We start from the raw sequence: 22,670 nt of genomic DNA on the forward strand, positions 1-22,670 counted from the left end.
ACTTTTATGTTGGAAAGTTTTACAATTGAATTGTGAACAAAATGTGACAGTTTATATTCCATTATAAAAGAAAAGGATGGTGTTCATTATGAAAACTGCACAACATGAAACGATTTCAAATCGCGAGTTTTATTTCGTACTATATATGATGTTATTGTATGTGATTGGCTGGGTAATCGATGTAAATGGTTTATTTTTAAGCTCCTACTTTAATTTAGCAGGAGAGATTATGCTTCCATTAGTTGGTGGCATTGTTGGGTTGTTCGTTATGTCTATCAATAAAGAACAAACGAAATAAATACATTACAAAAAGGCAGAAGACGAAACTTTCGTTTTCTGCCTTTTTGTATTTTTAGCGTATAATAGTTACATACCGTATATAAGGAGTGGTAAAGATGAAAAAAGTAGAGCAATTATCTTCGCACCTATATCTTATTGATGATTTTGATTTACAACATACTGAACGTACAGGTACGTATGTTTTATTAGGTGACGATATTACTTTAGTTGAAACTTGTGCAGCCCCTTCTCTTCCATATATTTTAGATGGCTTACAACAATTACATATTGATTTAAACGATGTTAAAAACATTATCGTTACACATGTTCATTTAGATCACGCCGGGGCTGCTGGTTTAATGATGGAAAAATGCCCAAATGCTACTTTATATGTGCATTCTCGCGGCGCTCGTCATATGATTGATCCAACAAAACTCATTTTAGGCGCAAAAGCTGTATACAAAGAAGATTTCGATAAACTATTTGATCCAATTCTTCCTATAGAAGAAGAACGTGTTCATATTGTACAAAATGGTGATACTTTAAAAATTTCAGAAGACCGTATCCTGACATTTTATGATACACCGGGACATGCTAAGCACCATATTAGCATTCACGATTCATTAACAAATGGCATTTTTACTGGCGATACAATAGGAATTTACTATAGAGAACTCGCAGACCTTGGTGTAGAACTATATCTACCATCAACGTCCCCTTCACAATTCCAACCAGATGCGATGATTGCTTCTAAAAATCACATTCAAAGTATGAATGTAGATACTATTTATTTCGGCCATTACGGTGCATCATCCAATGTTACAGAAGTATATAACCAACTGGAACATTGGTTACCTATTTTCGTCCATACTGGTAAAGAGGTCTTTGAACAGTATAATGATTTCGATGAAGCGACTAAAGCTTTACAAACTATATTAATGGATAAGATCTCTTCTCACCTTACAAAGGTAAACGTTCCATCAGATCATTCCGTTTATAACATTTTACATCTAGATATAGAAATTAGCGCTATGGGCATTATTGATTATTTCACGAAGCAAGAAAAAGCAAACTCCACTATTAAATAACCGTAAAAGAAGAGATATACAACAGTAGTTATTGTATATCTCTTCTTTTTTTGAATATATTTTGAGTAAAGGATGGTGGAATGTAATGCAAAAAGTGATGCTATATCTCTGCTTCACCTTATTTATCGTCTTATTATTATTTGTCGGAGTGAAAATTCAATTTTATTTAGATACAGACGCGCAGGTGAACTTTAAATTTTATCCAAGGTTATTCTACTATACACTCTTCCCTCTTATAGTTGGCATTTTATTACGATTCCTTCAGTCCATTAATCGCGAAACAAATAAACAAAACTGGCGCTTTCAACCGGATAAATTTATCGCTATTACTGTGCCTACGCTATTCATTTCCTTTTCTCCAGCCCTACTCTTTTCACCAGTTGGTGAATACCTACCTTATTTAAATAATATTATTCTTGTGAATACGACTTTCGTTACCATTATTAGTTTAATAGCTGGTTACTCACTTTTAGATTGTTTGATACAAAAAGACAAGGAGAATAGTAAGGAATATAACTAAGTAATTTCCCACTTTCACTTTATTAAGCAAATCAAGATAATTCTGCCCCTGACTTGTATGCAAAAGAACCTAATGTTCAATTTTCAAGTGCCGTTGGTTATGGTGGTTTATTTATAAGCGCAATACTCCTTGTAAGATTTGCTATACATGCGGTAAGGAATTTTAAGTAATAACAAAACGAGTGTGAAATCGCATAGATTTTATACTCGTTTTTTATTGTTTATATATTCAATATGTACTAGGACATTTATGTTAAACTATAGAAAATCTTGCACTAAGTCAAAATACATTTCAATCAAGGGAGAATTATTATGTATAGATTTTTCGGATTTTCGTGTCTAATGTTTCTCGCAAGTATATGTTCTTTCTTTGTTTTAAGAGGACCTAATGCAAATTTAACTTTGATTATTGCGATTCTAGGAATACTTTCATTACTCGGTATTATTTCTGCGATAGCATCAAAAAATTGGTTATTCGGAATAGTTGGTACTGCATTAAATGGCGTAATATTAGTATTTGTATATTTCTTATTGCTAGCAAAAGGAATAGGTGGTTAATATATTTACGTTTCAATAAGAAAAGCTCACAGCTTAAGCTATGAGCTTTTTTACTTATCTCACCTTTTCATCTACATACTCCATAAACTGTTCTGCTTTAATAAACCTTTCTTTATACGCTTCAGGTACTTCTTCTACTGTTATCCCACCACTCGATTTCGCTTTTACTAATACAGTTTGATATGACATTAACGCTTCCATATATTGTTCATACTCTTCCGAAGTTAATACTTCTTTACTAGATTTATGGCCATTTAATTTATCAAAATATGGCTGAAGTTCCATTTCTACCTTTTTCATTTCCTCTTTTTTAGCTGGTGATAATTGATCATAATCAATATTACCGTTCGAATCCCCGTGCTCAAGTTTTGCATTTGTTAATTTCTTTAGTTCTGTTGTAAACTCTTCATATTCCTTCGCACCCATTTCATCTTTCGCTTCTGATAATTTTGCATTAAAACGCATATACGCTTCTAATGTCATAGCTCCAGCATGTTTTTTTAAGTTCTCAAAAGATCCGTATATACCATCCGCCATAATAGATTGGTAAGCAAAACCAGTCGTTGGGATTAAAAATACTGCTGCAAGCACTCCTGCAATAAGTCGCTTCTTCCTTTTGTTACCGCCGCGATTCATTTTAATCTGAACAATTACTTTTTCTTTTAACTCCGGCGGGGCAACAATCCCCTTCGCTTCTTCTTGTATAGATTCTCTAACTCTACAATCTAAGCTCATTTCACATTCCCTACCTCTCCTAAAAAGATTTCTTCTATTTGTTCTTTTTGGCGTAGTTTCTTTAATGCCGCATGAATTCTAGACTTAACTGTACCGATTGGAATATGTAATATTTGTGCTACTTCTTCTTGTGAATAATCGTGTAAGTATCTTAAGATAATAACTTGTTTCAATTTATACGGTAACTTATGAATGAGTTCGATTAATTTTTGATTTGATATTTTACTTATAACATCGTTAGAAAAATCAATTTGTACTGGTTTTCTTTGCTCTTCTGCTTTTTTTATAATTCGTAGTCGCATCCACCTCTTTCTTCTATAGGAGTGAATTTGTTTAATCGTAAGTCCAATTAGCCAAGGGCGAAATGGCTTCTCGCTATCATACTTACGAAGCGATTCATATAGCTGTATGTATATTTCTTGAACGACATCATCTACATCCGTTTTATCTTCTATTAAAAAATGTGCTGTCTTATATACTTCTTGAATCGTTTTATCATACAATTCGCTATATGCTTCTTTATTGCCTGATAAAGTTAATTGGATTAAATCTATATACACCGTTTCATCCTTCATATTCCATCCCTCCTTTGTCTTACACTTTATATTGGCAAGTAATTGATGTTTCGTTCGATTTTTTCAAACAGTTTTTTATATACATTAATATAATGATCCAATGAGTTCATAAGCTTCACTTATAAAGCCGCATAACTATTATATAATTTCCCAATTGCTAATGACGCTTTAAAATGATTTGTATAGTCAAATTTAGGAGGATATATGATGAAAGCTATCGTTGTAACGTCGTTCGGTGGTCCTGAAGTGATGCAATATACAGATGTGGATATACCGGTTATTTCAGAAGATCAAGTTTTAATTCGTGTTGTTGCTACCAGTGTAAATTTCGCCGATATTAAATCACGGTATGGAAAAAAAGGAAATAAAGCACTCCCTTTTATTCCAGGTATAGATGTCGCTGGTATTGTAGAACGTGTCGGTTCTCATGTGAAAAATATTCATCCTGGACAGCGTGTCATTGCTTTTCCTCAAAATGGATCTTACGCAGAATACGTTGTCGCAAACGAAAACCTTACTTTCGTTTTACCTGATAAAGTCGATTTTCAAACGGCAGCTGCTTGCCCGATCGTATCTTTTACAAGTTATAATTTACTCGCAAATGTTGCAAGGCTTCAACAAGGTGAATCTGTACTCATTCATGCGGCTGCTGGTGGAATTGGTACTACAGCGATTCAACTTGCTAAACTATTAGGGGCTGGAAAAGTTATCGGCACTGTCGGAAGTGAAGCAAAAAAAGAAATTGCTTTAGATGTTGGAGCTGATTATGTTATTTGTCATCAAGATGAAGATTTTGTAGAGAAAGTCAATGAACTGACAAACGGAGAAGGCGTTAATATCATTTTAGACTCTATTTCTGGAACGGTTTCGGAAAGAAGTTTAAACTGTCTTGCTTATTATGGTCGCCTCGTTCATTTCGGTAATGCTAGCGGTGAAATTGGTAATTTTGAAACGAAAGATTTACATGCAAGTTGCCGCTCTATACTCGGATTCAGCTTTGGAACCACACGAAAAAAACGTCCTGAACTGCTCCAAGAAACTGCAAATGAAGTTTTCCGTTATTTGCGTGACGGACGTTTGCAAATTAAGGCTACGAAATCTTTTCCACTTCAAGATGCAGGGAAAGCACATGAATGGGTCGAAAGTAGAAAAAGTACAGGGAAAGTAATACTAACTGTTCAGTCCTCTTCCTGAAATGAATACTTGAAACCGAGGTGTCATTTTCATGGGATCACGAATTATGCATGCTATTATCGCCAACAAGATTGCCGAAAAACTATATATCCAAGATAAAACTTCTTTCATACTTGGAGGTGTAGCCCCCGATGCGGTTCATTCAGCAGAAGAAAAAGGAGCTTCACACTTTTACGCTGGCACAACGAAAAACTATACGAGAAGGATAGATTTCAATTCTTTTTTTCAAAAATATAAAGCTCATATGGATTCCCCTTTTCTCCTTGGCTATTACACTCACCTCATTGCCGATGATAATTGGCTAAGCGGCTTCTTTCTACCTTGGCTAAAAAATAGAATAGAAAATGACGAAACGATCGCACCTATGTACTATAACGATTTTAAATTGTTAAATGCAAAGTTGCTTCATCATTACGATACAGAACAGCAGCTCTTCTCTCTTCTCAACCAAGAGGCTCACATTGTGGATATTGAAGAAGTTTCTAAAGAAAATGTTTTAGAATTTCGAAAGTATCTTTTTGAAGATATGTTGTATCCCGAGCAACATTTGCATGAAGACTTACAGGTATTTACGTTTAATCAAATTGTCGGTTATATGGAAACTGCTATTGAAAAAGGTGCATTTTTTATTAAACAACTCTCTCATGAAAAATTCATTTCAAAGATTTAATCCCCCTCAATATGTTTGAGGGGGATTTTCACATCTCAATATTATTATCGGTTCTTTTCCATAACCGCAAAATAATTCCCTTCACTATCAGCAAAGTTAAACACTTTACCAGAAGGCATAGTTACCATTTCGCCAACAGTAACATTTTTATTTTTTAAATCTGTATATAATTGATCCAGATTTTCTGAGAAGAACATTAAAGACGGTGTACCAAGATTCAATTCTGGGCTCATCTTAGAAATCACTTCTTTATTATGTAGTACAATGCTCGTTTCAGCATCATTAGTTGGAGCAATTTCAATCCATCTCATTCCTTGTTTGTTATCTTCCACTGCAACTACATGAAACCCTACCTTTTCCGTCCAAAAATTTACTGCCTCATCCTGATTATTTACATATAACATAATTTGTCCGACTTTATGAATCATTGTTTTTCCCCCTAATGGTTTTAATATTCTATGTAGGTTTCTACAGGTACTATTGTTAATCCTTTTTCATTCAGTTGAATACTTATAAATCGCTAGTCATAAAAAGTTGTCTTTTTGCTTAGGGGAACTTAATAGCTTTTGCTTAGTAGCAATAATGTGGTTGTATCTCATCGATATCAAGCTACGGTTATGAAGTACCCCCTAAACAAATTTTTTATCTCTTTACAATTATTTATAATCATTCAGCTCATTTTTGTCGTTTTGGAGAACAAACAATTTTTTAATATAGATTTTCAATTGTATTGCCATCCTTCGGTTCAACTTCACGAATCATATAACTATCTACCTTTTGCATTTAATAAATCATGGTAAAGTTTAAGGTAGATTATGGTTATAACTCTATATAAGCTTTTTCCCCACCTGGAATCTTAAATTTATTTACATCATATTCTTTAATTATATATTTCTTTATCGCTTCAAAATCTTTCCCAAAAGCAAGAATTGGATTTTTTGAGAAATATATCGTTTCTTCCTCGTCATAAATTCGGGCTTTAATTACTTCTTTGTCAGAGTGAAACGATACATTGACTCCTTTGTAAAAATATTCATAGTATCCCTCTTCATCCTGTTCACTCTTATCTTCAAAAGGAACTGATTCAATATGATATATAGCTCCATTTACATTTATAGATTTCATACAACACTACTCCTTTTCAAGAATATCCATCAGAATGTAAAGTAATAATAAAGTTGTTTAAATGTTGTTCAACTAAAACACCCGTTAGTTCACTTAAGGTAATCCTATTAAACCTGGAGTAACTCCTTCTATTCTCGCCCAGTCAAATAAAGATTCAACTATCATTTGATTCTTACATTTAATTTTTAATAAACTTCCTTCTGACATCGTACTTATTTCAAAATGCTCAATGATATTTTCTGTTCCTAAATTTTCTATTATTAAATTTTGAATAGTAAAAAAAGAGATTTCTACATAGATTACATCCCACTTATTCCAGCGTTTAGGTTTATGTTCAACGTTTTCATTTGTCATCAATTGGATAACTAGGGTAGGGCCATCCCTTTTAAGACACACTTCTAATAACTCTGCTTCTTCAAATTTTGGTACTTTTCCAAAAATGCTAATTAACGTCTGGGGATTTAAAATTTTTAATTGATCAATCATTTTTATACCTTCTATTTTTTATTTCTCTTTTCAAAATAATAATGATCCTCCATCCCATCGACTTGTCCCATTCCTGTATTGTACTCAGGTCTTTCATTTTAATGAGTTGGTTGATCTCCAATGCCACGTTTCCCGAAGATATGACCGGCTAAGTGATCTAGAATTATAATTTTTTGTCCATCGACTTCATATGTGAATTCCTGGGTCATAATAGGCTGTTTTTTATCATTTAGTATCCATTTTTCGAAGAGTCAATTGGATTAATGTTGCAACACTCAAAATGAATTTCATAATATTCTTCCTCAGAGAATACTTGTACAATTTGTCCCGTGTCCTTATCAGCAATTGTAAATTCGTTAGTTTCAGAAATGTCCCAAAGTTCCTCAATAAATTTTGTAAAGTTCAATATCCTAACATTTGCCCACATCGGTTCTAAACAATTAGGAACTAATATAAAATATTCTGTTTTATGATTTGAAAAATTTAAAGAAGCTAAAGAATTTTCAATCCATAAAATATACTTACTTTTAACATTACCAATTGGAATACAAAACTTTGGCTTAGAATCAATCTTACGAAATTTTTTCAATGCTATATCGAATAGTTCTATCCATGCAGAATCTGGATTTTCAAATTCAATAAATTTTAAATTTGAAAATAGGCTAATGATTTTTTCAGCACTAATTAACGCCTTCTTCCTACAAATCCTATCATTTTGATATATCATAATCTATACGCCTCTCATTTATTATAATAAGTATGATGATCGTTATTAAGCCTGAAATGTTCAAATATCTTTTCTTCATAAAAATCCTGTCTTTTTTCAAGACAATTATGGATGGTATCTTCCTTTCACGAGCTGTTGTAGACCCACTATGTATTCCAAGCTCAATAATATTTTTTCATAATAATCCAATTCTATCTTAAGGTCAGGGAAGGTTTTCGGCATTTTCGTTCGCCAGGGGTTCGCAAAATCTGTGTAATATTTAAAACTTCGATTCTAAAACACCACGTTTTATGGGGGAGAGATAAATCCCTTTAAATATATTTGTATTACTTCGGATATGTCCACTTTATTCTACTGATAGTTCTCTATGGAAAACAACTATAAAATATGGAATAATTAAATTTAAGTGAAAAAAGACCACACTTTCTAGTGTTTTTTACGCTTCAATATCTTTCCCTTCTGCTACCACTGTATCTCGCCACAACACAAGTAGTTTTCTAAATTCAGAGGTCTCAATTTTACATTGGTTATTTGGGGCACTCATAAATAAGTTAATAGCACTAGTATAATTAGGTTCAATGTAGACTGCTGCTACGTTCCCTTCTATTTCATATTGCGGAACTTCTTGCTTCACTACAGTATCTAAAATCTGTATATACTCATCTGCTTCATCATCTAAAATATCTTCTAAAAAATGAGAAATTATAGAAATCTCTTTGGGCAAACGTATTCTTAATCCGCCGAGTCCATCACGGTAAAATTCGTATATGTATTCCATTTTTCACCTCCTAATATAAATAGATTATACATTTATCATCTCATTATTCTGTATATTTTTTCTATTTTAAATCTGAGAGAGGTTTGTCTTACATATCTAACTGTATCGACTTCAATCTTATTATTATTTGCTTCTCACGCTTTGGAATTAACAGTTACTGTCGTACGTATTGCATGTGGTATTGTTTTTGAACTGTGTCAGAATCAGAACTCATTTGCGTAGCAATTTTTTCAGCTTTCTGAACATTACTTTGAAAGATTGCCATTATAATTTAACTCCTTACTTTAATATATTTTTTAAATTACAAAAGAAGAGCCTATGTAGTTTTTATATTAATGATATTTAACAGGGAATATGTAGTATTTTCATATACCCCAAAACATAGACCCTATACCAATAAGGTAATCCATAAAATGGAACACATCTTTAATTATACTAATACATCCTTACATTGACTTAGAAAAAATTTAAATTAGTGAATAATCTTTCTATATATTTTTAAGAGGAAATAATTAGTTACCTAAAATGAGCATATTGACTCAAATAAAAAAGACGCAACTATAAATAGTTACGTCTTCCCTATTATTTATCCCGTAAACGTCCGATTGATGAGGGATAATAATCAGTGGGGGAATCCCCACTGATTATTTTTTCACTTTATCTAGGCTTTTTCTTCCCAGTAAACGCTGGTTTCTTTTTCTTTGGTGCTTTCGGTTTCGTTTCTACAAATGATCCGTTGAACATTTCTTGCTTCGTAAATACGATACCTAGTTTTTTTGCAAATTGAAGTAATTTACGCTCTTCTTGTTGTGTTACAAGAGAAACGACTGTTCCTTCTTTACCCATACGTCCTGTACGTCCTGAGCGGTGAATATATTGGTCTACTGTGTCTGGTAACTCCAAGTGGATTACATGTGTTAAATCATCAATATCAATACCGCGTGCTGCAATATCAGTAGCAAGTAGAATTTCTAATTTACCGCCGCGGAAAGCTCGCATCGTTGCTTCACGTTCTTGCTTACTTGCTTCTGCATGAAGAGCTGCTGCTTTCATTTTACGGAATTTCAATTTCTGAGTAATTTCATCTAAACGGAATGGGTCATTTAAGAAAGCAACTGCTTTTACATCGCCCATATGCATAATTCTTCTTACGTAATCATTTTTTTCGCGTCGCTCACAAATGATATACGTATGCTCAACTAAGCTTTTTGACTCAGCACGAGTTACACGTACTAATTGTGGTTCAACTGTCAAATCACGTGCAGCATCTTCTGCCGCTTTTGTCATTGTCGCAGAGAAGAATACTAATTGACGATCGCGCATTGTAGATTTAATTACATCTTGTACAGCGCCCATCATCTTTTGTTTTACAATTTGATCAAACTCATCAAATACAATTGTTTTCACTTCATGCATCTTTAGTTTTTTCATACGAATTAATTCTAAAATACGTCCTGGTGAACCGACAATTACTCTCGGGTGTTTCTTTAATTTTTCAACTTGGCGCTTAATATCTGCACCACCAATTAAAGATGCACCTGAAATTTCAGTCCCTGCTGTAAACTTTTGAACCTCTTCGTGAATTTGCATGACAAGCTCACGTGTTGGTGCTAAAACAACAACTTGTGGTTGTTTTACTTCAGGATTAATTTTATGTAAAAGGGGTAATAAGTACGCTAATGTTTTTCCTGTTCCAGTTGGAGATTCAGCTATAACGTCTTGTCCTTCTAAAATAGTTGGAATCGCTTGTTTTTGAATTTCGGTTAATTCTTTAAAACCAGCCTTTTCCCAAGCTTGTTGTAAAAATGGTTGCATATCTTTTATCATTTGTTTTTCTCCTTTATCTCTATTTTTGAAGAAAATGTTGTATTGTTCGCACCGTTTCTATCATGTGTGAAATAACAGCTATTAAATCATCAACATGGTCTTCTGTAATCGCTTTTTGAAATAGAACCTCTACCTTATTATGATATGAAATCGCTTGCTTATTATATTCGTATGAAAGTTTTTGCGTAATCATTCTTTCTTTTCCCCATATAGAATGCATGAAAGTTTCAATTTCTTCGCACACTACCTCTGGCTTTTCTATCGGGAATGAAAATGCTAACTTCATTTCACAACCTGGTGTAAATTGTGGTACTTCCAATATTTCACCAGACAAGTTCTTTGCATCCACAGATAATGAAAATGTTGCTTCTACTAGTGGTTCGAACGGTTCTGTTAATTGAAATGAAATACGATATATACGACTTAATGAAGCAAGGTCCATCATATCTTTTCGATTTGTTACAAGAATATCTCCATGTAAATCAAAATCATAAACAGCACCTTCTACGATTACTTTTAAATTATCAAAAGCAGTTGGATCAAACATAATTTCCTCCAAAAAACAGGCGCCTTTCGATGGAAAGGCGCCACTTGATGTATATATAGTTTACAGATAAACGAGATGAATTACAACCTTTTAGAATAAACCTACTGCTTTTCCATCTTCATTTACATCCATTTGTAGTGCTGCTGGCTGTTTTGGAAGGCCTGGCATTGTTAACATTGTTCCCGTTAACGCAACGATAAAACCTGCACCGATAGATGGTTTTAGCTCACGAATTGTAACGATAAAGTCAGATGGACGACCTAATTTCGTTGCATCGTCAGAAAGAGAGTATTGTGTTTTCGCCATACAAACTGGTAGGTTACTCCAACCTTCTCCTTCATATTGAGCTAATTGCTTACGTGCTTTTGGAGCAAATTCAATATCTTTTGCGCCATACACTTTTTGGGCAATTGTACGAATTTTTTCTTCTAATGGTAATTCTAATTCATAAAGTGGTGCGTAGTTATTCTCACCTTTTTCGATTTCTTTTAGTACTTTTTCAGCAAGGTCAACTCCGCCTTGGCCACCTTTCTCCCAAACTTCTGTTAAGGATACTGCATAGCCACGCTCGTTACACCACTCTTGTAAGTATGTAACTTCTGCATCTGTATCTGTAATGAATTTATTAATTGCAATTACGAAAGGCACACCGAAGCTTTGAATTGTTTCAACATGCTTCTGTAAGTTTTCCATACCTTTTGCTAATGCATCTACATTTTCTTCTTTTAATTGATCTTTTGCTACGCCACCATGCATTTTAAGCGCACGAATAGTCGCAACAATAACAACTGCTTCTGGTTTAATACCAGCTGCTCGAGCTTTAATATCTAAAAACTTCTCTGCACCTAAATCAGCACCAAATCCAGCTTCTGTAATAACATAGTCACCTAATTTTGCTGCCATTGTTGTAGCGATAACACTGTTACAACCGTGAGCGATATTTGCAAATGGTCCACCGTGAATGATAGCTGGTGTATTTTCTAACGTTTGTACTAAGTTCGGTTTTAATGCGTCTTTTAATAATAATGTTAACGCACCTTCTACACCTAAATCTTTAACCGTTACAGGTTGATTTGCAAAGTTATATGCAACCACGATGCGAGATAGACGCGCTTTTAAGTCTTGAATATCTGTTGCAAGGCAGAATACAGCCATAATTTCAGATGCCACTGTAATATCGAAACCATCTTCACGTGGTACACCTTGAACTGGTCCACCAAGACCAATTACTACGTTACGTAGGGCACGATCATTTAAGTCAACACAGCGTTTCCAAACGATTTTACGCGTATCAATCCCAAGTGTGTTTCCTTGTTGGATATGATTATCAATAAACGCTGCTAACGCGTTATTAGCAGTTGTAATCGCATGGATATCTCCAGTAAAGTGAAGGTTAATGTCTTCCATAGGTACAACCTGTGAAAAACCACCGCCTGCTGCTCCGCCTTTTAGTCCCATCGTTGGTCCAAGAGATGGTTCTCGAAGTGCGATTACTGTTTTCTTACCAATTTTATTAAAAGCTTGACCTAAACCAACTGTTACTGTTGATTTACCTTCTCCAGCTGGAGTTGGGTTAATCGCTGTTACTAAAACAACTTTACCGTCTTTCTCATTCTGTAAGCGCTTAAAAATATCAAGAGATAACTTACCTTTATAATGCCCGTATGGCTCTAATTCATCTTCTAAAATATTTAAATCAGCTGCAATTTCTTGAATCTTCTTCATACTCGCTTCTTGTGCGATTTCAATATCGGATTTAACTGTTGTAGTAGTTGTCATATACCCTAGTCCCCCTTTAATTGGTTCTGATGATATTGTATCAGTTTTTTGTATTTTCTGCACTTATTTACCTCCTAAAAATTCTTTCATTTCTTTATACGTTTTTTAACATAAATACCCATAAGAATGTTAACGATTGTTGTAACTCTGTAGGTAGTTGACCTAACATCTTCTCATTTACTCCACGCTTATATACACCGATACCATCCACAACTTCAAAACCTTGTTCTTTCGCTAGCTGCTCAAATTCCCAAGGCATCATCGTATTACAAACAACGTCTTTGCCGTATAAACGAGGATAACTGTTCTCTCGAGGCTTTGCTGTCGGTCCTAAAATTGCAATACATGCGTATCCATCTTTCTTTAAAACACGCTTTATTTCATTTAATGCTCGCAATGGCTCCTCGGTCCATTCTAAAGAATTAATTGCCATAATTGCTTCAAATTTCTCATTTTCAAATGGTAATGAAGAAAGATCACCTTTTATAAAAGATAAGTTTGGGCCTTCTCCGCGTTCTTTACCCTTTTGAATCATAACTTCCGATAAGTCCACCCCAACCGCTTTGTACCCAGTAAGACTTAATTTATATGTACCATACCCATCACCACAGCCAACATCTAACACTTGTACTTCCTTTTCCACGTACTGCTCAAAAAATGGAATGATTGTACTCCTGCTCCCACTATCCCACATTTCTTGACTATTTTGATTCCAAAAATCTGCATTATTATCCCATTTTTTCTCTGCCGATTCATGCCAATTAAACTTCGTCATACATTCCCCTACCTTCAGTTATTATCATTCATTTCATTCTACATCATTTTCCAAAATTCCTGTTTATCTTCATTAGGAGATGTACATGCTAATGATGGAATCTTTATTCTCCAATTTTTGCTTTACTTGGGTTTAACTCATACACATGTTCTTCTCTTTATGAAAGATACTATAGGTACACCCAATTGAAAGAGAGGGATGTACATGCGAAGAAAGAGAAATCATCATTTTAAAAGTGGTGAAAAAAACGAAGAGTATGCAGCTGAAATATCACCAGCTGGCATACCAATTAGACATAAGCGTAAAGAAATTGCAAATGAAATAGAAGGTACAAATACCGGTGCAATGGTAGGCTATGTCGCTTTATTTCTTTCGCTTTTCTCAATTGCATTTTATCCGGTTACACTCGGCTCTCTTGCGATTTTAGTCGGCTTATTAGCTGTCAATTTCGGAGCAAGAACACTTGGATATACAGCAATTGGTTTTGGTAGTTTTTCTGTTTTATTTACTTTACTTTATCCGCTTGCTTTGTCAGCGTTTTAAAAAAACACACCAAGTTATACTTGGTGTGTTCATTCGTGATACAACATGATATGACCGCATCCACAACAATGTTTCGCTGTAATTTCTTGAAACACCGGATAATTCTCTTCATCCCGATGCTCAATAAACACCTTTTCAAATCGATACATATTTGGTGCATATGCCCAATCTTGTTTCGTACGTGCATATAAAGTTGAGGAAAAGAACTCCTCACCACCGCAAACGATACATGTATTTTTCATCACTACCCCTCCTATGCTTGTCTTACTTCATCTATATGAACATAAGCATAAAAAAAAGACCTTCTATTACTAGAAAGTCTTTTCTGAAACAAAAAGAAATGTACCAAACATTCCTACTCCGCTATATTCTTTCGTAACACCAGCTTCTGTTTTATATGTTTGCTTTACAGTCATAAAAAACACACCATTTCGTGCATCTGTACTTTCAAATTGTAGTTTTTCTTTTTTATCGTCTACATTTTGTGTGCATTCAAAACTACTCTCATTACATTTCAATGCATACTTATCCTCTACATACACTTTAAAATCTGATTCTTTCGGACAAGTAATAAGTAAAATCGCCACGAGAATAATACTTATAACACCCACAATTGTATAATATTTCTTCATTTGTACTCCTTTCAAATGACAAGAAAACTTGACTTCATGCGCCAAGTTTTCTTAGTCCACAACCCATTGCCATTCTTGTTCTTTCTTATCAAAAATGAGCCAACCAGTCTCTGTTGCTTCTTCTTTTAATTCATCGATATTATCTAGCACCTCATCCGTACTTTCATACGAACCAACTACATATACCGGAATTTCAAGACCTCTTCTTGACTCAATTTTCCCTGCTAGATCAATATAAAGACCATCTTCCATTAATGGAAGAAGTCCCATGATCACTTCTTTCGAAATTGCTGGGAAAATTTTCGATTTTTGGAAGAAAGAAAAACGTTTCTTACCGAAAGCACCGAGTTTATAAGGAATGACTTTACTTAACATTCCTACAAAGTCAGCAATTCTACGATAATACACTTTGTTGTACCACCCGTCATCATGTGAAAAATAAACAAATCTATTTTTCAACAACGGAAAGAATGTTCTTGCAAGTGGTTCTTTTTTGTGAGCCAAATATAAAAGCTCTGCAATTTCTTTTGGCTCTAATTCATCTAAATCGCTTGCATCATCAAAATCTACCCAACAAAATTCATCAAATTCATCAATCTCTGCTTGAATTAGCTTATGTATATTTTCTTCCTCAACATATTCAAATAAAGTATGATAATGAAAATCTGTCCATTCAAAGTTATGCTTCAAAAGCAACACTTGATGAAGCGGTGAAGGGATGTTACTTGCAAACTCTTTAAATGTAATTCCTGATGTAATAAAACAATGACCCCGACGATTACCATTAATATATATCATATTCTTTACTTGGTCAGATCCTCCAGACAAAGCACCTAGCCACCTTCGTTTTATATGTTTCAATTCTATAGCATATTTTAACATGAAAAATTTTAGAAACATAGAAAAAAATTCAAAAACTATTTACAATTTCATGTGTTTTATTACATAGTGATTACAAGAAAAAACGCCTGCTCGTAAGCAGGCGTTTTTAAAGGATATCATCTGGGTTTTGAGGATGATGATCTCCCTCTTTCTTATCATCTTTTTGGAACATCGATTGAATTTTATCAATTGTTTGTGGAGCTAATTCAATCATTTTTTCCGCTAAATGTGTCGCATTTTGTAGATGCAGAATATTTACTCCATCTTTATTCACCACAAGAAATGCTACTGGTGTAATAGAAACACCACCCGCGCTACCGCCACCAAATGCAGGGTTACCGTTCGTTCTTTGTCCATCATTCGTTTGGAAATCAGAACCTCCTGCTCCAAACCCGAACGCTACTTTAGAAACCGTTAACACCACACCACCGTCAGCCGTTTGAACAGGCTCTCCAACAATCGTATTTACATCGACCATTTCTTTTAAATTTTCCATTGCCGCTTTCATTAACCCTTGAATTGGATGATCCACCGTTCATAACCTCCTTTGTCATATCTTTCCTAGTTTTTCCGAAAGTTGGTGAACTAAACATAAAATTTTATATTGATTTCAAAAAACTTAAGTTGTAATATTTAGAAAAATAAAAAAAGAGGTCGATTCGTTATGATGCGAAAATTAACAAAGAAAGATCATGAACAAGTATTCGCTTACCTAAAAGAAGAAGCAGCCCTTAACTTGTTTATTATTGGAGATATTGAAGCTTTCGGTTATGACACAGATTTTCAAGAATTATGGGGCGTATTTAAAGAGAATGGAACATTAAAATCAATTCTACTCCGATTCCACGATTCATTTATACCCTATAGTAAAGAAGAACTTGTTACCACTGATTATGAGACACTTCTTTCCGCATATAAGCCGCTTAAACTCTCTGGTAAGTCAACTATTGTAGAAAGGTTTGAAACTGCTCCAAGTCTACAATTAGGCTCCAAAAATGAAATGTATTTTTGCGAATGTCTAGATGCCGACAACTTACCTAGTACGCCTGCCCAAGAAACAATTAAACTTGCCACACTAGATGATGTAGAGCGAATTATGCAATTAAGAAGTAGCATCGATGAATTCCCGACTGCTCATGAATCAGAAAAAATTTTAAGGCAAGCTATCGAAACCAATACAGGACGTACATATTATATTGAAAAAGACGGTGCAATCATCGCATCCGCCTCAACTTCCGCTGAAAATTCATTATCCGCAATGGTGGTTGGCGTATGTACGCATCCGAACTACCGCGGAAATGGATATGCTTCACTCATATTACAAAAAATGATTCAAGACTTTACGAAAGAAAGCCGAACACTTTGTTTATTTTATAACAATCCAGCTGCTGGACGAATTTATAAACGTCTAGGGTTTAAAGACATTGGGATGTGGACGATGTATCGATAATAAGAGGTACTCTATAAGCGGAAATAGTTGTAACTTTGCAATAAAAGCCGATTACACAAAAACTTCACACCGTTATTATGAAGAAACTACTTGAGGAGTGAGGACTCTAACTAAAAAATGTTATGCATTCAAACTAAATTTAGACAGATAAACGCCCCAATTGTTGCATTTCCTCCAGCAATTGGGGCGTTTATCCTCAAATTCTTTCCACTACAAATAGAAATATTTATGAAACATTTATCACACTTATGTCGCTATTATCTTTACGTGCAAATGCCCTTCTTAATATTACTGCTTCTTATTATACTGTGCTTTAAAATCAATATATTCCTGTCTCGCATCCTGATTATTACCTTGGTGACTATCAAAAGATGTATGTATTTGTGATATATATTTTACTAATTTGCCCTCATCATTTCTCTTCTTATAATTCACTACAATACTTACTTCCAATATCTGCTTTGAACCATTTTTAGAATCAATATGCAATGCGATTGATCCACCACCATATTCATCAAATTGTATTTTCAACTTATCATTTATGATACTCTGAAACTCTAATTCAGTTAGTTTGTATCCAACAGTACTAGGCTGATCAAACTTTTTTATATCATCCCCGGGCTTCATCTTTAGTTTCCCTATCCCTTTTAAACGATCTACAATTAAGTTCACGTATGAAACATCCAGGTTTGAATCCGGACTTTGTACCTGTCCATTTTGATACATAATATTGGTACTATAATTAACTTCTTCTTTATAATTTTTATTATCTACTTCCGAGGTAATTTCTTGTGTTGTATTTCCATATAAACTTTTATCTTTCGTATTATATATGCCTTCCGAAGTTTGATAGATTGTTTTACTATGCTCTCCATCTTCTTTTTGTTCATATGTACTATATATACCTCTTTGTTCCACAAAAGCATACCCATCATCACTCGCAGACATAACCTTTTTCATGTCACCTTCATCCAATGCCTTAACAAATGGCTCATACTCTATCTTTTCTTCAAAAAAACTACATGCTTGTAGTAGGCTGATTGTTATTATGATAGTAATCATTTTAGAAACCTTTTTTGTGTTCATTTCATCATCACACTACACTCTCTATATTTTCGATCAGATTATCTTCTAATCACTTTAATCACCTTACATAAGTAAATTTTCTTTTTGTAGTTCAAATACTCTCCTATAAATTATCACTTTTTCACCATCAAAACTTACAATACACACTTTCTTTATGCCTTACGTTTCGATTTACCTTTTTTATTTTTCTTTCGATATCTTGGAGTCTCTCTTTTATGTTGCTCCCATGAAATATTAAATGACGGAAATTTAAACCTGCAATATGCTAATAGCTGAAATTCAGCTGCTCCGATTGCTATCGTATACATTAAAAAGGTCCCTACTACATACATAAATAAATCATCAAATCCATAATCGTTATGAAAATATATCAAAATAAGAATAGTTACTGCGTATAGTGTAGCCCACTTCATCATCTTTCCTTTTGTTTTACTAAAGAAAGAAGCAGACCTCTCATCCATACTAAACGCACCTTCACTCGCTTGTTTAAACGTATCAATTGTTGTCACGATATGAAAAATCACTGCTCCTAAAAGCAATAAACCCGCATACAGTATTGTAATCCAGTCAATTGAATTATTAGCCATTTTAGTAACAGTCAACGCAGTAGGAGCTATTGTTGCTATTTGGAATGCATATAATAATACGACAAGGGTTTGTAGTTTTTGTAATTTAAATTGAGCTATCGGAAATGAATAAATAATGAAAAGAATTATTTGTAGGCTGTACAATAACACTTCTAACTTAACAATTCCTATATTAAAGAGAAGCATACAGTAATCCCACCCAGCTGATAAAACAATAGAAAAAATAGTTATTGAACTAAATAGTATTCCTCCAAACATAAATCCTGTAGCACCTTCTGGACTTAAACGATCATTACATATCATCCGAAACTTATCTAAATCTTTTTCTTTTATATTCCACATCCTGACTCTTCACCCTCTATACAGTTTAAATAATTTTCATTCACTTCAATTCTATTTCACTCTTATTTACTTTTCGATTGGGATTTTGTATTTTGCCTTCAAAATCTCCCACGCATTCTCTCATTCTCTTCCCACGTTATATTAAATGGCGGACATTTAAATTTATTCTGCCATTTCCCTTTATGCCTTACGTTTCGATTTACTTTTTTTATTTTTCTTTTGATATCTTGGAGTTTCTCTTTTATGTTGCTCCCACGTTTTATTAAATGACGGAAATTTAAATCTGCAATACGCTAATAACTGAAATTCAGCTGCACCTATGGCTATCGTATACATTAAAAAGGTCCCTACTACATACATACCTAAAGTATCAAATCCATAATCGTTATGAAAATATAGCAAAATAAGAATAGTTACTGCGTATAATGTAGCCCACTTCATCATCTTTCCTTTTGCTTTACTAAAAAAGGAAGCGGATCTTTCATCCATACTAAATGCACCTTCACTTGCCTGTTTAAACGTATCAATTGTTGTCAAAATATGAAAAATTACTGCTCCTAAAAATAATAATCCTGCATACAGTAATGTAATCTGATCAATTGAATTATTAGCCATTTTAGTACCAATCAAAACTACGAGTAATATTATTGCCATTTGAAATGCATTTAATAATACAACAATTGTTTGTAGCTTTTGAAATTTAAATTGAGCTTTTGGAAATAAATATAGAATGAAAAAAATTACTTGCAGAGCATATAACAACACTTCCAGCTTAACAATTCCTATATTAAGGAGAACCATACAGTAATCCCAATCACCTGATACAATAATAGAAAAAACGGCTATTGAACTATAAAGTATTCCTCCAAACATAAATCCTGTAGCACCCTCAGGACTTAAACGATCATTACATGTCATCCTAAACTTATCTAAATCTTCCTCTTCTATATTCCACATCTTGGCTCTTCACCTTCTATACGTTTCAATTATTTTTCGAACACTAAAATTCTATTAATATATTATTTATTTTTCGTCTTGGATTTCTTATTTTGTTTTCGAATTCTTCCACACTTTCTCTCATTCTCTTCCCACTTCATATTAAATGACTTGAATTTAAATCTGCAATACACTAAGAGCTGGAATTCTGCCGCTCCAATGGCTACTGCATACATAACAACATTACACATAACATAACCAAACATTGTGTTTAATGAGTAATTATTATTTATATAAATTAAAACAAGAAGAATTAACACATAAATTACAGCACCTTGTATAACATGTCCCTTTGTTTTACTAAAAAACGAATCTGATTTGTCCCCACTACTAAATGCACCTTCGCTTGCTTGTTTAAATGTATCAACTGTTGTCACAATATGAACAATAATTCCACCTAATACTAATAGACCTACATAAACACGTGTATTGAGATCAATTGAATTCTCAATCATTCCAGAAAGAACAAATAACGTGCATCCGATAGTTCCAAGTTGAAATGCATATAATAATATAACAAGCGTTTGTAATTTTCGAAATTTATAACGAGCTTTAGGGAATAAATATAGAATTAAAAACATTACTTGCAAACCATATAACACTAATTCAATCCTAACAATTACCTTATCAAACAAGGTAGTATAATAATCTATTCCTCCTATAAAAATAATAACCATAAATAATGAAGTATAAAATATCGTTCCGAGCATAAATCCCGTCGCACCTTCAGGACTTAAACGATTTCTACATGTAATCCTAAATTGATCTAAATCTTCTTCTTTTATGTTCCACATTCAGTTTTTCACCTTCTATACGTTTCAATTATTTTTCGAGCACTAAAATTCTATTAATATATTATTTGTTTTTCGTTTTGAATTTCTTATTTCGCTTTCGAATTCTCTCATTCTCTTCCCACGTCATATGAAATGACTTGAATTTGAATCTACAGTACACTAAGAGCTGGAATTCAGCTGCTCCGATGGCTACTGCATGCATTACAATTGTCCCTACTACATACAAAATTAACGTATCAAAGTCATAATCATTATGGAAATAAATGATTATTAGAAGGACTAAGTTATATACCATGCTACCTTTTATCATTCTTTCTTTTGTTTCACTAAAAAATGATTGAGACCTCTCATCCATACTAAATGCACCTTCACTTGCTTGCTTAAACGTATCAATTGTTGTCACAATATGAACGATAACTGCTCCTATAAATAATAACCCTACACAAATTAAAGTCATTCGATCAATTGAATAGTCAGTCATTCCAGGAAGAACTAACGCTGTAAATGTTATTGTACCTAATTGAAATGCATATAATATTACAACGAGCGTTTGTAACTTTTGAAATTTATAACGAGCTTTCGGAAATAGATATAGTATTAAAAAAATTATTTGTAAACTATATAAAACTAATTCAATACTAACAATTATTTTGTCGAAAAAAGTTGAATAGTAATCCCAACCATCTGTAACTAGTGCTACGAAAATAAAAAACATCAATAATGAAACAAAAATGATTGTTCCCATCATAAATCCCGTCGCACCTTCAGGACTTAAACGATTTCTACATGTAATCCTAAATTGATCTAAATCTTCTTCTTTTATGTTCCACATTCAGTTTTTCACCTTCTATACGTTTCAATTATTTTTCGAACACTAAAATTATATTAATATATTATTTACTTTTCGATTTGGATTTTGTATTTCGCTTTCGAATTCTCCCACGCATTCTCTCATTCTCTTCCCATGACATATTAAATGACTTGAATTTAAATCTACAGTACACCAATAGTTGAAATTCTGCCGCTCCAATGGCTACTGTATACAGTAAAACAATACCTACCGCATAAAGAACTAAAACATCAATTCCATAACCATTATGAAAATATATCAAAATAAACAGGATTAGCGCATATATTGTAGCCCACTTCATCACATCTCCTTTTCTTTTACTAAAAAATGAGATGGATCTTTCATCCTTACTAAACGCACCTTCACTCGCTTGTTTAAATGTATCAATTGTTGTCACAATATGAACGATAACTGCTCCTATAAATAATAACCCTACACAAATTAAAGTCATTCGATCAATTGAATAATCAGATATTCCAGGAAGAACTAACGCTGTAAATGTTATTGTACCTAATTGAAATGCATATAATAATACAACGAGCGTTTGTAACTTTTGAAATGTATAACGTGCTTTTGGAAATGAATATAGAATTAAAAAGATGAATTGTAAGCTATATAAAACAATTTCAGTTTTAACAATTGTTTTATCAAAATAAGTATGATAATAATCCAATCCCCCCATAAAAATAAAAAACATAAATACTGAAGTATAAACTATCCCTCCAATAAAGAAAACCATAGCACCCTCAGGACTTAAACGATCATTACATGTCATCCTAAACTTATATAAATCTTCTTCTTTTATATCCCACATCCTGGCTCTTCACCTTCTATACAGTTTAAATA

The 22,670-nt window shown here is 33.4% G+C and carries 30 protein-coding genes; 8 read left to right on the plus strand and 22 right to left on the minus strand.

All coding sequences use genetic code 11. From position 1 onward, the window contains the following. Positions 1 to 88: 88 nt before the first annotated feature. The 4 genes from ACUN28_RS18930 (at position 89) to ACUN28_RS18945 (ending at position 2,444) form a co-directional block, all read left to right on the plus strand. On the plus strand, positions 89 to 298 hold the full coding sequence (locus ACUN28_RS18930) for a DUF3925 family protein (RefSeq protein WP_002085972.1): 210 nt from the start codon (positions 89 to 91) through the stop codon (positions 296 to 298). 97 nt (positions 299 to 395) lie between these two features. After that, positions 396 to 1,367 (plus strand): MBL fold metallo-hydrolase, encoded by a 972-nt coding sequence (locus ACUN28_RS18935; RefSeq protein ID WP_016088132.1) that lies wholly within the window; start codon positions 396 to 398, stop codon positions 1,365 to 1,367. An 85-nt stretch (positions 1,368 to 1,452) separates the two neighbouring features. Then, positions 1,453 to 1,887, plus strand: a complete 435-nt coding sequence (locus ACUN28_RS18940; protein ID WP_016088133.1) for a hypothetical protein — start codon at positions 1,453 to 1,455, stop codon at positions 1,885 to 1,887. A gap of 311 nt (positions 1,888 to 2,198) precedes the next feature. Continuing rightward, a complete protein-coding gene (locus ACUN28_RS18945; RefSeq protein ID WP_016088134.1) occupies positions 2,199 to 2,444 on the plus strand; it encodes a hypothetical protein in 246 nt (81 codons plus the stop codon). Between the two features lie 54 nt (positions 2,445 to 2,498). Here ACUN28_RS18945 and ACUN28_RS18950 read toward each other — a convergent pair whose 3' ends face one another. Further along, entirely contained in the window at positions 2,499 to 3,179 is a 681-nt protein-coding gene (locus tag ACUN28_RS18950) for a DUF3600 domain-containing protein (RefSeq protein WP_016088135.1), read from the minus strand. Beyond that, positions 3,176 to 3,754: a sigma-70 family RNA polymerase sigma factor gene (locus ACUN28_RS18955; RefSeq protein ID WP_016088136.1), complete on the minus strand. Its 579-nt coding sequence runs from the start codon at positions 3,752 to 3,754 to the stop codon at positions 3,176 to 3,178. Before ACUN28_RS18955 ends, ACUN28_RS18950 begins: the two co-directional genes overlap by 4 nt. Positions 3,755 to 3,961: 207 nt before the next feature. Here ACUN28_RS18955 and ACUN28_RS18960 point away from each other — a divergent pair, with 207 nt between their 5' ends. After that, the gene (locus ACUN28_RS18960; protein ID WP_016088137.1) at positions 3,962 to 4,948 is read left to right on the plus strand and encodes a quinone oxidoreductase family protein; all 987 of its coding nucleotides are present in this window, start codon (positions 3,962 to 3,964) and stop codon (positions 4,946 to 4,948) included. Between the two features lie 31 nt (positions 4,949 to 4,979). Then, positions 4,980 to 5,618 (plus strand): zinc dependent phospholipase C family protein, encoded by a 639-nt coding sequence (locus tag ACUN28_RS18965; protein ID WP_016088138.1) that lies wholly within the window; start codon positions 4,980 to 4,982, stop codon positions 5,616 to 5,618. A gap of 44 nt (positions 5,619 to 5,662) precedes the next feature. Here the strand turns inward: ACUN28_RS18965 and ACUN28_RS18970 are convergent, their stop codons facing one another. The 10 genes from ACUN28_RS18970 to ACUN28_RS19015 form a co-directional block, all read right to left on the minus strand. Further along, on the minus strand, positions 5,663 to 6,046 hold the full coding sequence (locus ACUN28_RS18970; protein WP_016088139.1) for a VOC family protein: 384 nt from the start codon (positions 6,044 to 6,046) through the stop codon (positions 5,663 to 5,665). 391 nt (positions 6,047 to 6,437) lie between these two features. Next, complete coding sequence (locus tag ACUN28_RS18975) at positions 6,438 to 6,743, minus strand: hypothetical protein (protein WP_016088140.1); 306 nt, start codon at positions 6,741 to 6,743, stop codon at positions 6,438 to 6,440. Positions 6,744 to 6,836: 93 nt separating this feature from the next. Continuing rightward, the gene (locus ACUN28_RS18980) at positions 6,837 to 7,229 is read right to left on the minus strand and encodes an immunity 50 family protein (RefSeq protein ID WP_016088141.1); all 393 of its coding nucleotides are present in this window, start codon (positions 7,227 to 7,229) and stop codon (positions 6,837 to 6,839) included. Between the two features lie 98 nt (positions 7,230 to 7,327). Further along, positions 7,328 to 7,438, minus strand: a complete 111-nt coding sequence (locus ACUN28_RS18985; RefSeq protein ID WP_229193736.1) for an HNH/endonuclease VII fold putative polymorphic toxin — start codon at positions 7,436 to 7,438, stop codon at positions 7,328 to 7,330. A 20-nt stretch (positions 7,439 to 7,458) separates the two neighbouring features. Beyond that, positions 7,459 to 7,956 (minus strand): hypothetical protein, encoded by a 498-nt coding sequence (locus tag ACUN28_RS18990; protein ID WP_016088142.1) that lies wholly within the window; start codon positions 7,954 to 7,956, stop codon positions 7,459 to 7,461. A 436-nt stretch (positions 7,957 to 8,392) separates the two neighbouring features. After that, positions 8,393 to 8,734, minus strand: a complete 342-nt coding sequence (locus ACUN28_RS18995; protein WP_000455778.1) for a hypothetical protein — start codon at positions 8,732 to 8,734, stop codon at positions 8,393 to 8,395. 657 nt (positions 8,735 to 9,391) lie between these two features. Continuing rightward, positions 9,392 to 10,561, minus strand: a complete 1,170-nt coding sequence (locus ACUN28_RS19000; RefSeq protein WP_016088144.1) for a DEAD/DEAH box helicase — start codon at positions 10,559 to 10,561, stop codon at positions 9,392 to 9,394. 19 nt (positions 10,562 to 10,580) lie between these two features. Continuing rightward, positions 10,581 to 11,108 carry a hypothetical protein gene (locus tag ACUN28_RS19005; protein ID WP_016088145.1) on the minus strand — a complete coding sequence of 176 codons (528 nt, stop codon included), beginning with the start codon at positions 11,106 to 11,108 and terminating at the stop codon, positions 10,581 to 10,583. A gap of 90 nt (positions 11,109 to 11,198) precedes the next feature. Beyond that, positions 11,199 to 12,887: a formate--tetrahydrofolate ligase gene (locus tag ACUN28_RS19010; RefSeq protein ID WP_033660141.1), complete on the minus strand. Its 1,689-nt coding sequence runs from the start codon at positions 12,885 to 12,887 to the stop codon at positions 11,199 to 11,201. A 94-nt stretch (positions 12,888 to 12,981) separates the two neighbouring features. After that, positions 12,982 to 13,662, minus strand: a complete 681-nt coding sequence (locus ACUN28_RS19015; RefSeq protein WP_016088147.1) for a class I SAM-dependent methyltransferase — start codon at positions 13,660 to 13,662, stop codon at positions 12,982 to 12,984. A 204-nt stretch (positions 13,663 to 13,866) separates the two neighbouring features. Here ACUN28_RS19015 and ACUN28_RS19020 point away from each other — a divergent pair, with 204 nt between their 5' ends. Next, positions 13,867 to 14,205, plus strand: a complete 339-nt coding sequence (locus ACUN28_RS19020; RefSeq protein WP_001253201.1) for a hypothetical protein — start codon at positions 13,867 to 13,869, stop codon at positions 14,203 to 14,205. A 29-nt stretch (positions 14,206 to 14,234) separates the two neighbouring features. On the opposite strand, the gene ACUN28_RS19025 is transcribed toward ACUN28_RS19020, so the two are convergent. The 4 genes from ACUN28_RS19025 to ytfJ all read right to left on the minus strand — a co-directional run bounded on the left by ACUN28_RS19025 (position 14,235) and on the right by ytfJ (position 16,251). Continuing rightward, positions 14,235 to 14,447 carry a hypothetical protein gene (locus ACUN28_RS19025; RefSeq protein ID WP_000798747.1) on the minus strand — a complete coding sequence of 71 codons (213 nt, stop codon included), beginning with the start codon at positions 14,445 to 14,447 and terminating at the stop codon, positions 14,235 to 14,237. A 69-nt stretch (positions 14,448 to 14,516) separates the two neighbouring features. Beyond that, positions 14,517 to 14,837: a hypothetical protein gene (locus ACUN28_RS19030; protein WP_016088148.1), complete on the minus strand. Its 321-nt coding sequence runs from the start codon at positions 14,835 to 14,837 to the stop codon at positions 14,517 to 14,519. A 51-nt stretch (positions 14,838 to 14,888) separates the two neighbouring features. Beyond that, the gene (locus ACUN28_RS19035; RefSeq protein WP_000014091.1) at positions 14,889 to 15,665 is read right to left on the minus strand and encodes an oxalate:formate antiporter; all 777 of its coding nucleotides are present in this window, start codon (positions 15,663 to 15,665) and stop codon (positions 14,889 to 14,891) included. A 160-nt stretch (positions 15,666 to 15,825) separates the two neighbouring features. Continuing rightward, positions 15,826 to 16,251: a GerW family sporulation protein gene (gene ytfJ / locus ACUN28_RS19040; protein WP_016088149.1), complete on the minus strand. Its 426-nt coding sequence runs from the start codon at positions 16,249 to 16,251 to the stop codon at positions 15,826 to 15,828. Between the two features lie 132 nt (positions 16,252 to 16,383). Between ytfJ and ACUN28_RS19045 the strand changes: the two genes are divergently transcribed. Then, a complete protein-coding gene (locus ACUN28_RS19045; protein ID WP_016088150.1) occupies positions 16,384 to 17,169 on the plus strand; it encodes a GNAT family N-acetyltransferase in 786 nt (261 codons plus the stop codon). A gap of 288 nt (positions 17,170 to 17,457) precedes the next feature. Here the strand turns inward: ACUN28_RS19045 and ACUN28_RS19050 are convergent, their stop codons facing one another. From ACUN28_RS19050 to ACUN28_RS19075, 6 genes are all read right to left on the minus strand, one after another. After that, complete coding sequence (locus ACUN28_RS19050) at positions 17,458 to 18,231, minus strand: DUF3952 domain-containing protein (RefSeq protein WP_016088151.1); 774 nt, start codon at positions 18,229 to 18,231, stop codon at positions 17,458 to 17,460. A gap of 176 nt (positions 18,232 to 18,407) precedes the next feature. Then, positions 18,408 to 19,184, minus strand: a complete 777-nt coding sequence (locus ACUN28_RS19055) for a hypothetical protein (protein ID WP_016088152.1) — start codon at positions 19,182 to 19,184, stop codon at positions 18,408 to 18,410. A 180-nt stretch (positions 19,185 to 19,364) separates the two neighbouring features. Further along, entirely contained in the window at positions 19,365 to 20,141 is a 777-nt protein-coding gene (locus ACUN28_RS19060) for a hypothetical protein (protein WP_016088153.1), read from the minus strand. A 62-nt stretch (positions 20,142 to 20,203) separates the two neighbouring features. Further along, positions 20,204 to 20,974, minus strand: a complete 771-nt coding sequence (locus ACUN28_RS19065; RefSeq protein WP_016088154.1) for a hypothetical protein — start codon at positions 20,972 to 20,974, stop codon at positions 20,204 to 20,206. Between the two features lie 61 nt (positions 20,975 to 21,035). Continuing rightward, on the minus strand, positions 21,036 to 21,806 hold the full coding sequence (locus tag ACUN28_RS19070; RefSeq protein WP_016088155.1) for a hypothetical protein: 771 nt from the start codon (positions 21,804 to 21,806) through the stop codon (positions 21,036 to 21,038). Between the two features lie 61 nt (positions 21,807 to 21,867). Beyond that, the gene (locus tag ACUN28_RS19075; RefSeq protein WP_016088156.1) at positions 21,868 to 22,638 is read right to left on the minus strand and encodes a hypothetical protein; all 771 of its coding nucleotides are present in this window, start codon (positions 22,636 to 22,638) and stop codon (positions 21,868 to 21,870) included. Between the last annotated feature and the right edge of the window lie 32 nt (positions 22,639 to 22,670).

The organism is Bacillus sp. WC2507 (assembly GCF_052656125.1).

Coding starts and splice junctions, on each gene's coding strand:
- ACUN28_RS18930 (WP_002085972.1), top strand. CDS start 89: ATGAAAACTGCACAACATGAAACGATTTCAAATCGCGAGTTTTATTTC.
- ACUN28_RS18935 (WP_016088132.1), top strand. CDS start 396: ATGAAAAAAGTAGAGCAATTATCTTCGCACCTATATCTTATTGATGAT.
- ACUN28_RS18940 (WP_016088133.1), top strand. CDS start 1,453: ATGCAAAAAGTGATGCTATATCTCTGCTTCACCTTATTTATCGTCTTA.
- ACUN28_RS18945 (WP_016088134.1), top strand. CDS start 2,199: ATGTATAGATTTTTCGGATTTTCGTGTCTAATGTTTCTCGCAAGTATA.
- ACUN28_RS18950 (WP_016088135.1), bottom strand. CDS start 3,179: ATGAGCTTAGATTGTAGAGTTAGAGAATCTATACAAGAAGAAGCGAAG.
- ACUN28_RS18955 (WP_016088136.1), bottom strand. CDS start 3,754: ATGAAGGATGAAACGGTGTATATAGATTTAATCCAATTAACTTTATCA.
- ACUN28_RS18960 (WP_016088137.1), top strand. CDS start 3,962: ATGAAAGCTATCGTTGTAACGTCGTTCGGTGGTCCTGAAGTGATGCAA.
- ACUN28_RS18965 (WP_016088138.1), top strand. CDS start 4,980: ATGGGATCACGAATTATGCATGCTATTATCGCCAACAAGATTGCCGAA.
- ACUN28_RS18970 (WP_016088139.1), bottom strand. CDS start 6,046: ATGATTCATAAAGTCGGACAAATTATGTTATATGTAAATAATCAGGAT.
- ACUN28_RS18975 (WP_016088140.1), bottom strand. CDS start 6,743: ATGAAATCTATAAATGTAAATGGAGCTATATATCATATTGAATCAGTT.
- ACUN28_RS18980 (WP_016088141.1), bottom strand. CDS start 7,229: ATGATTGATCAATTAAAAATTTTAAATCCCCAGACGTTAATTAGCATT.
- ACUN28_RS18985 (WP_229193736.1), bottom strand. CDS start 7,438: ATGACCCAGGAATTCACATATGAAGTCGATGGACAAAAAATTATAATT.
- ACUN28_RS18990 (WP_016088142.1), bottom strand. CDS start 7,956: ATGATATATCAAAATGATAGGATTTGTAGGAAGAAGGCGTTAATTAGT.
- ACUN28_RS18995 (WP_000455778.1), bottom strand. CDS start 8,734: ATGGAATACATATACGAATTTTACCGTGATGGACTCGGCGGATTAAGA.
- ACUN28_RS19000 (WP_016088144.1), bottom strand. CDS start 10,561: ATGATAAAAGATATGCAACCATTTTTACAACAAGCTTGGGAAAAGGCT.
- ACUN28_RS19005 (WP_016088145.1), bottom strand. CDS start 11,108: ATGTTTGATCCAACTGCTTTTGATAATTTAAAAGTAATCGTAGAAGGT.
- ACUN28_RS19010 (WP_033660141.1), bottom strand. CDS start 12,887: ATGACAACTACTACAACAGTTAAATCCGATATTGAAATCGCACAAGAA.
- ACUN28_RS19015 (WP_016088147.1), bottom strand. CDS start 13,662: ATGACGAAGTTTAATTGGCATGAATCGGCAGAGAAAAAATGGGATAAT.
- ACUN28_RS19020 (WP_001253201.1), top strand. CDS start 13,867: ATGCGAAGAAAGAGAAATCATCATTTTAAAAGTGGTGAAAAAAACGAA.
- ACUN28_RS19025 (WP_000798747.1), bottom strand. CDS start 14,447: ATGAAAAATACATGTATCGTTTGCGGTGGTGAGGAGTTCTTTTCCTCA.
- ACUN28_RS19030 (WP_016088148.1), bottom strand. CDS start 14,837: ATGAAGAAATATTATACAATTGTGGGTGTTATAAGTATTATTCTCGTG.
- ACUN28_RS19045 (WP_016088150.1), top strand. CDS start 16,384: ATGATGCGAAAATTAACAAAGAAAGATCATGAACAAGTATTCGCTTAC.
- ACUN28_RS19050 (WP_016088151.1), bottom strand. CDS start 18,231: ATGATTACTATCATAATAACAATCAGCCTACTACAAGCATGTAGTTTT.
- ACUN28_RS19055 (WP_016088152.1), bottom strand. CDS start 19,184: ATGTGGAATATAAAAGAAAAAGATTTAGATAAGTTTCGGATGATATGT.
- ACUN28_RS19060 (WP_016088153.1), bottom strand. CDS start 20,141: ATGTGGAATATAGAAGAGGAAGATTTAGATAAGTTTAGGATGACATGT.
- ACUN28_RS19065 (WP_016088154.1), bottom strand. CDS start 20,974: ATGTGGAACATAAAAGAAGAAGATTTAGATCAATTTAGGATTACATGT.
- ACUN28_RS19070 (WP_016088155.1), bottom strand. CDS start 21,806: ATGTGGAACATAAAAGAAGAAGATTTAGATCAATTTAGGATTACATGT.
- ACUN28_RS19075 (WP_016088156.1), bottom strand. CDS start 22,638: ATGTGGGATATAAAAGAAGAAGATTTATATAAGTTTAGGATGACATGT.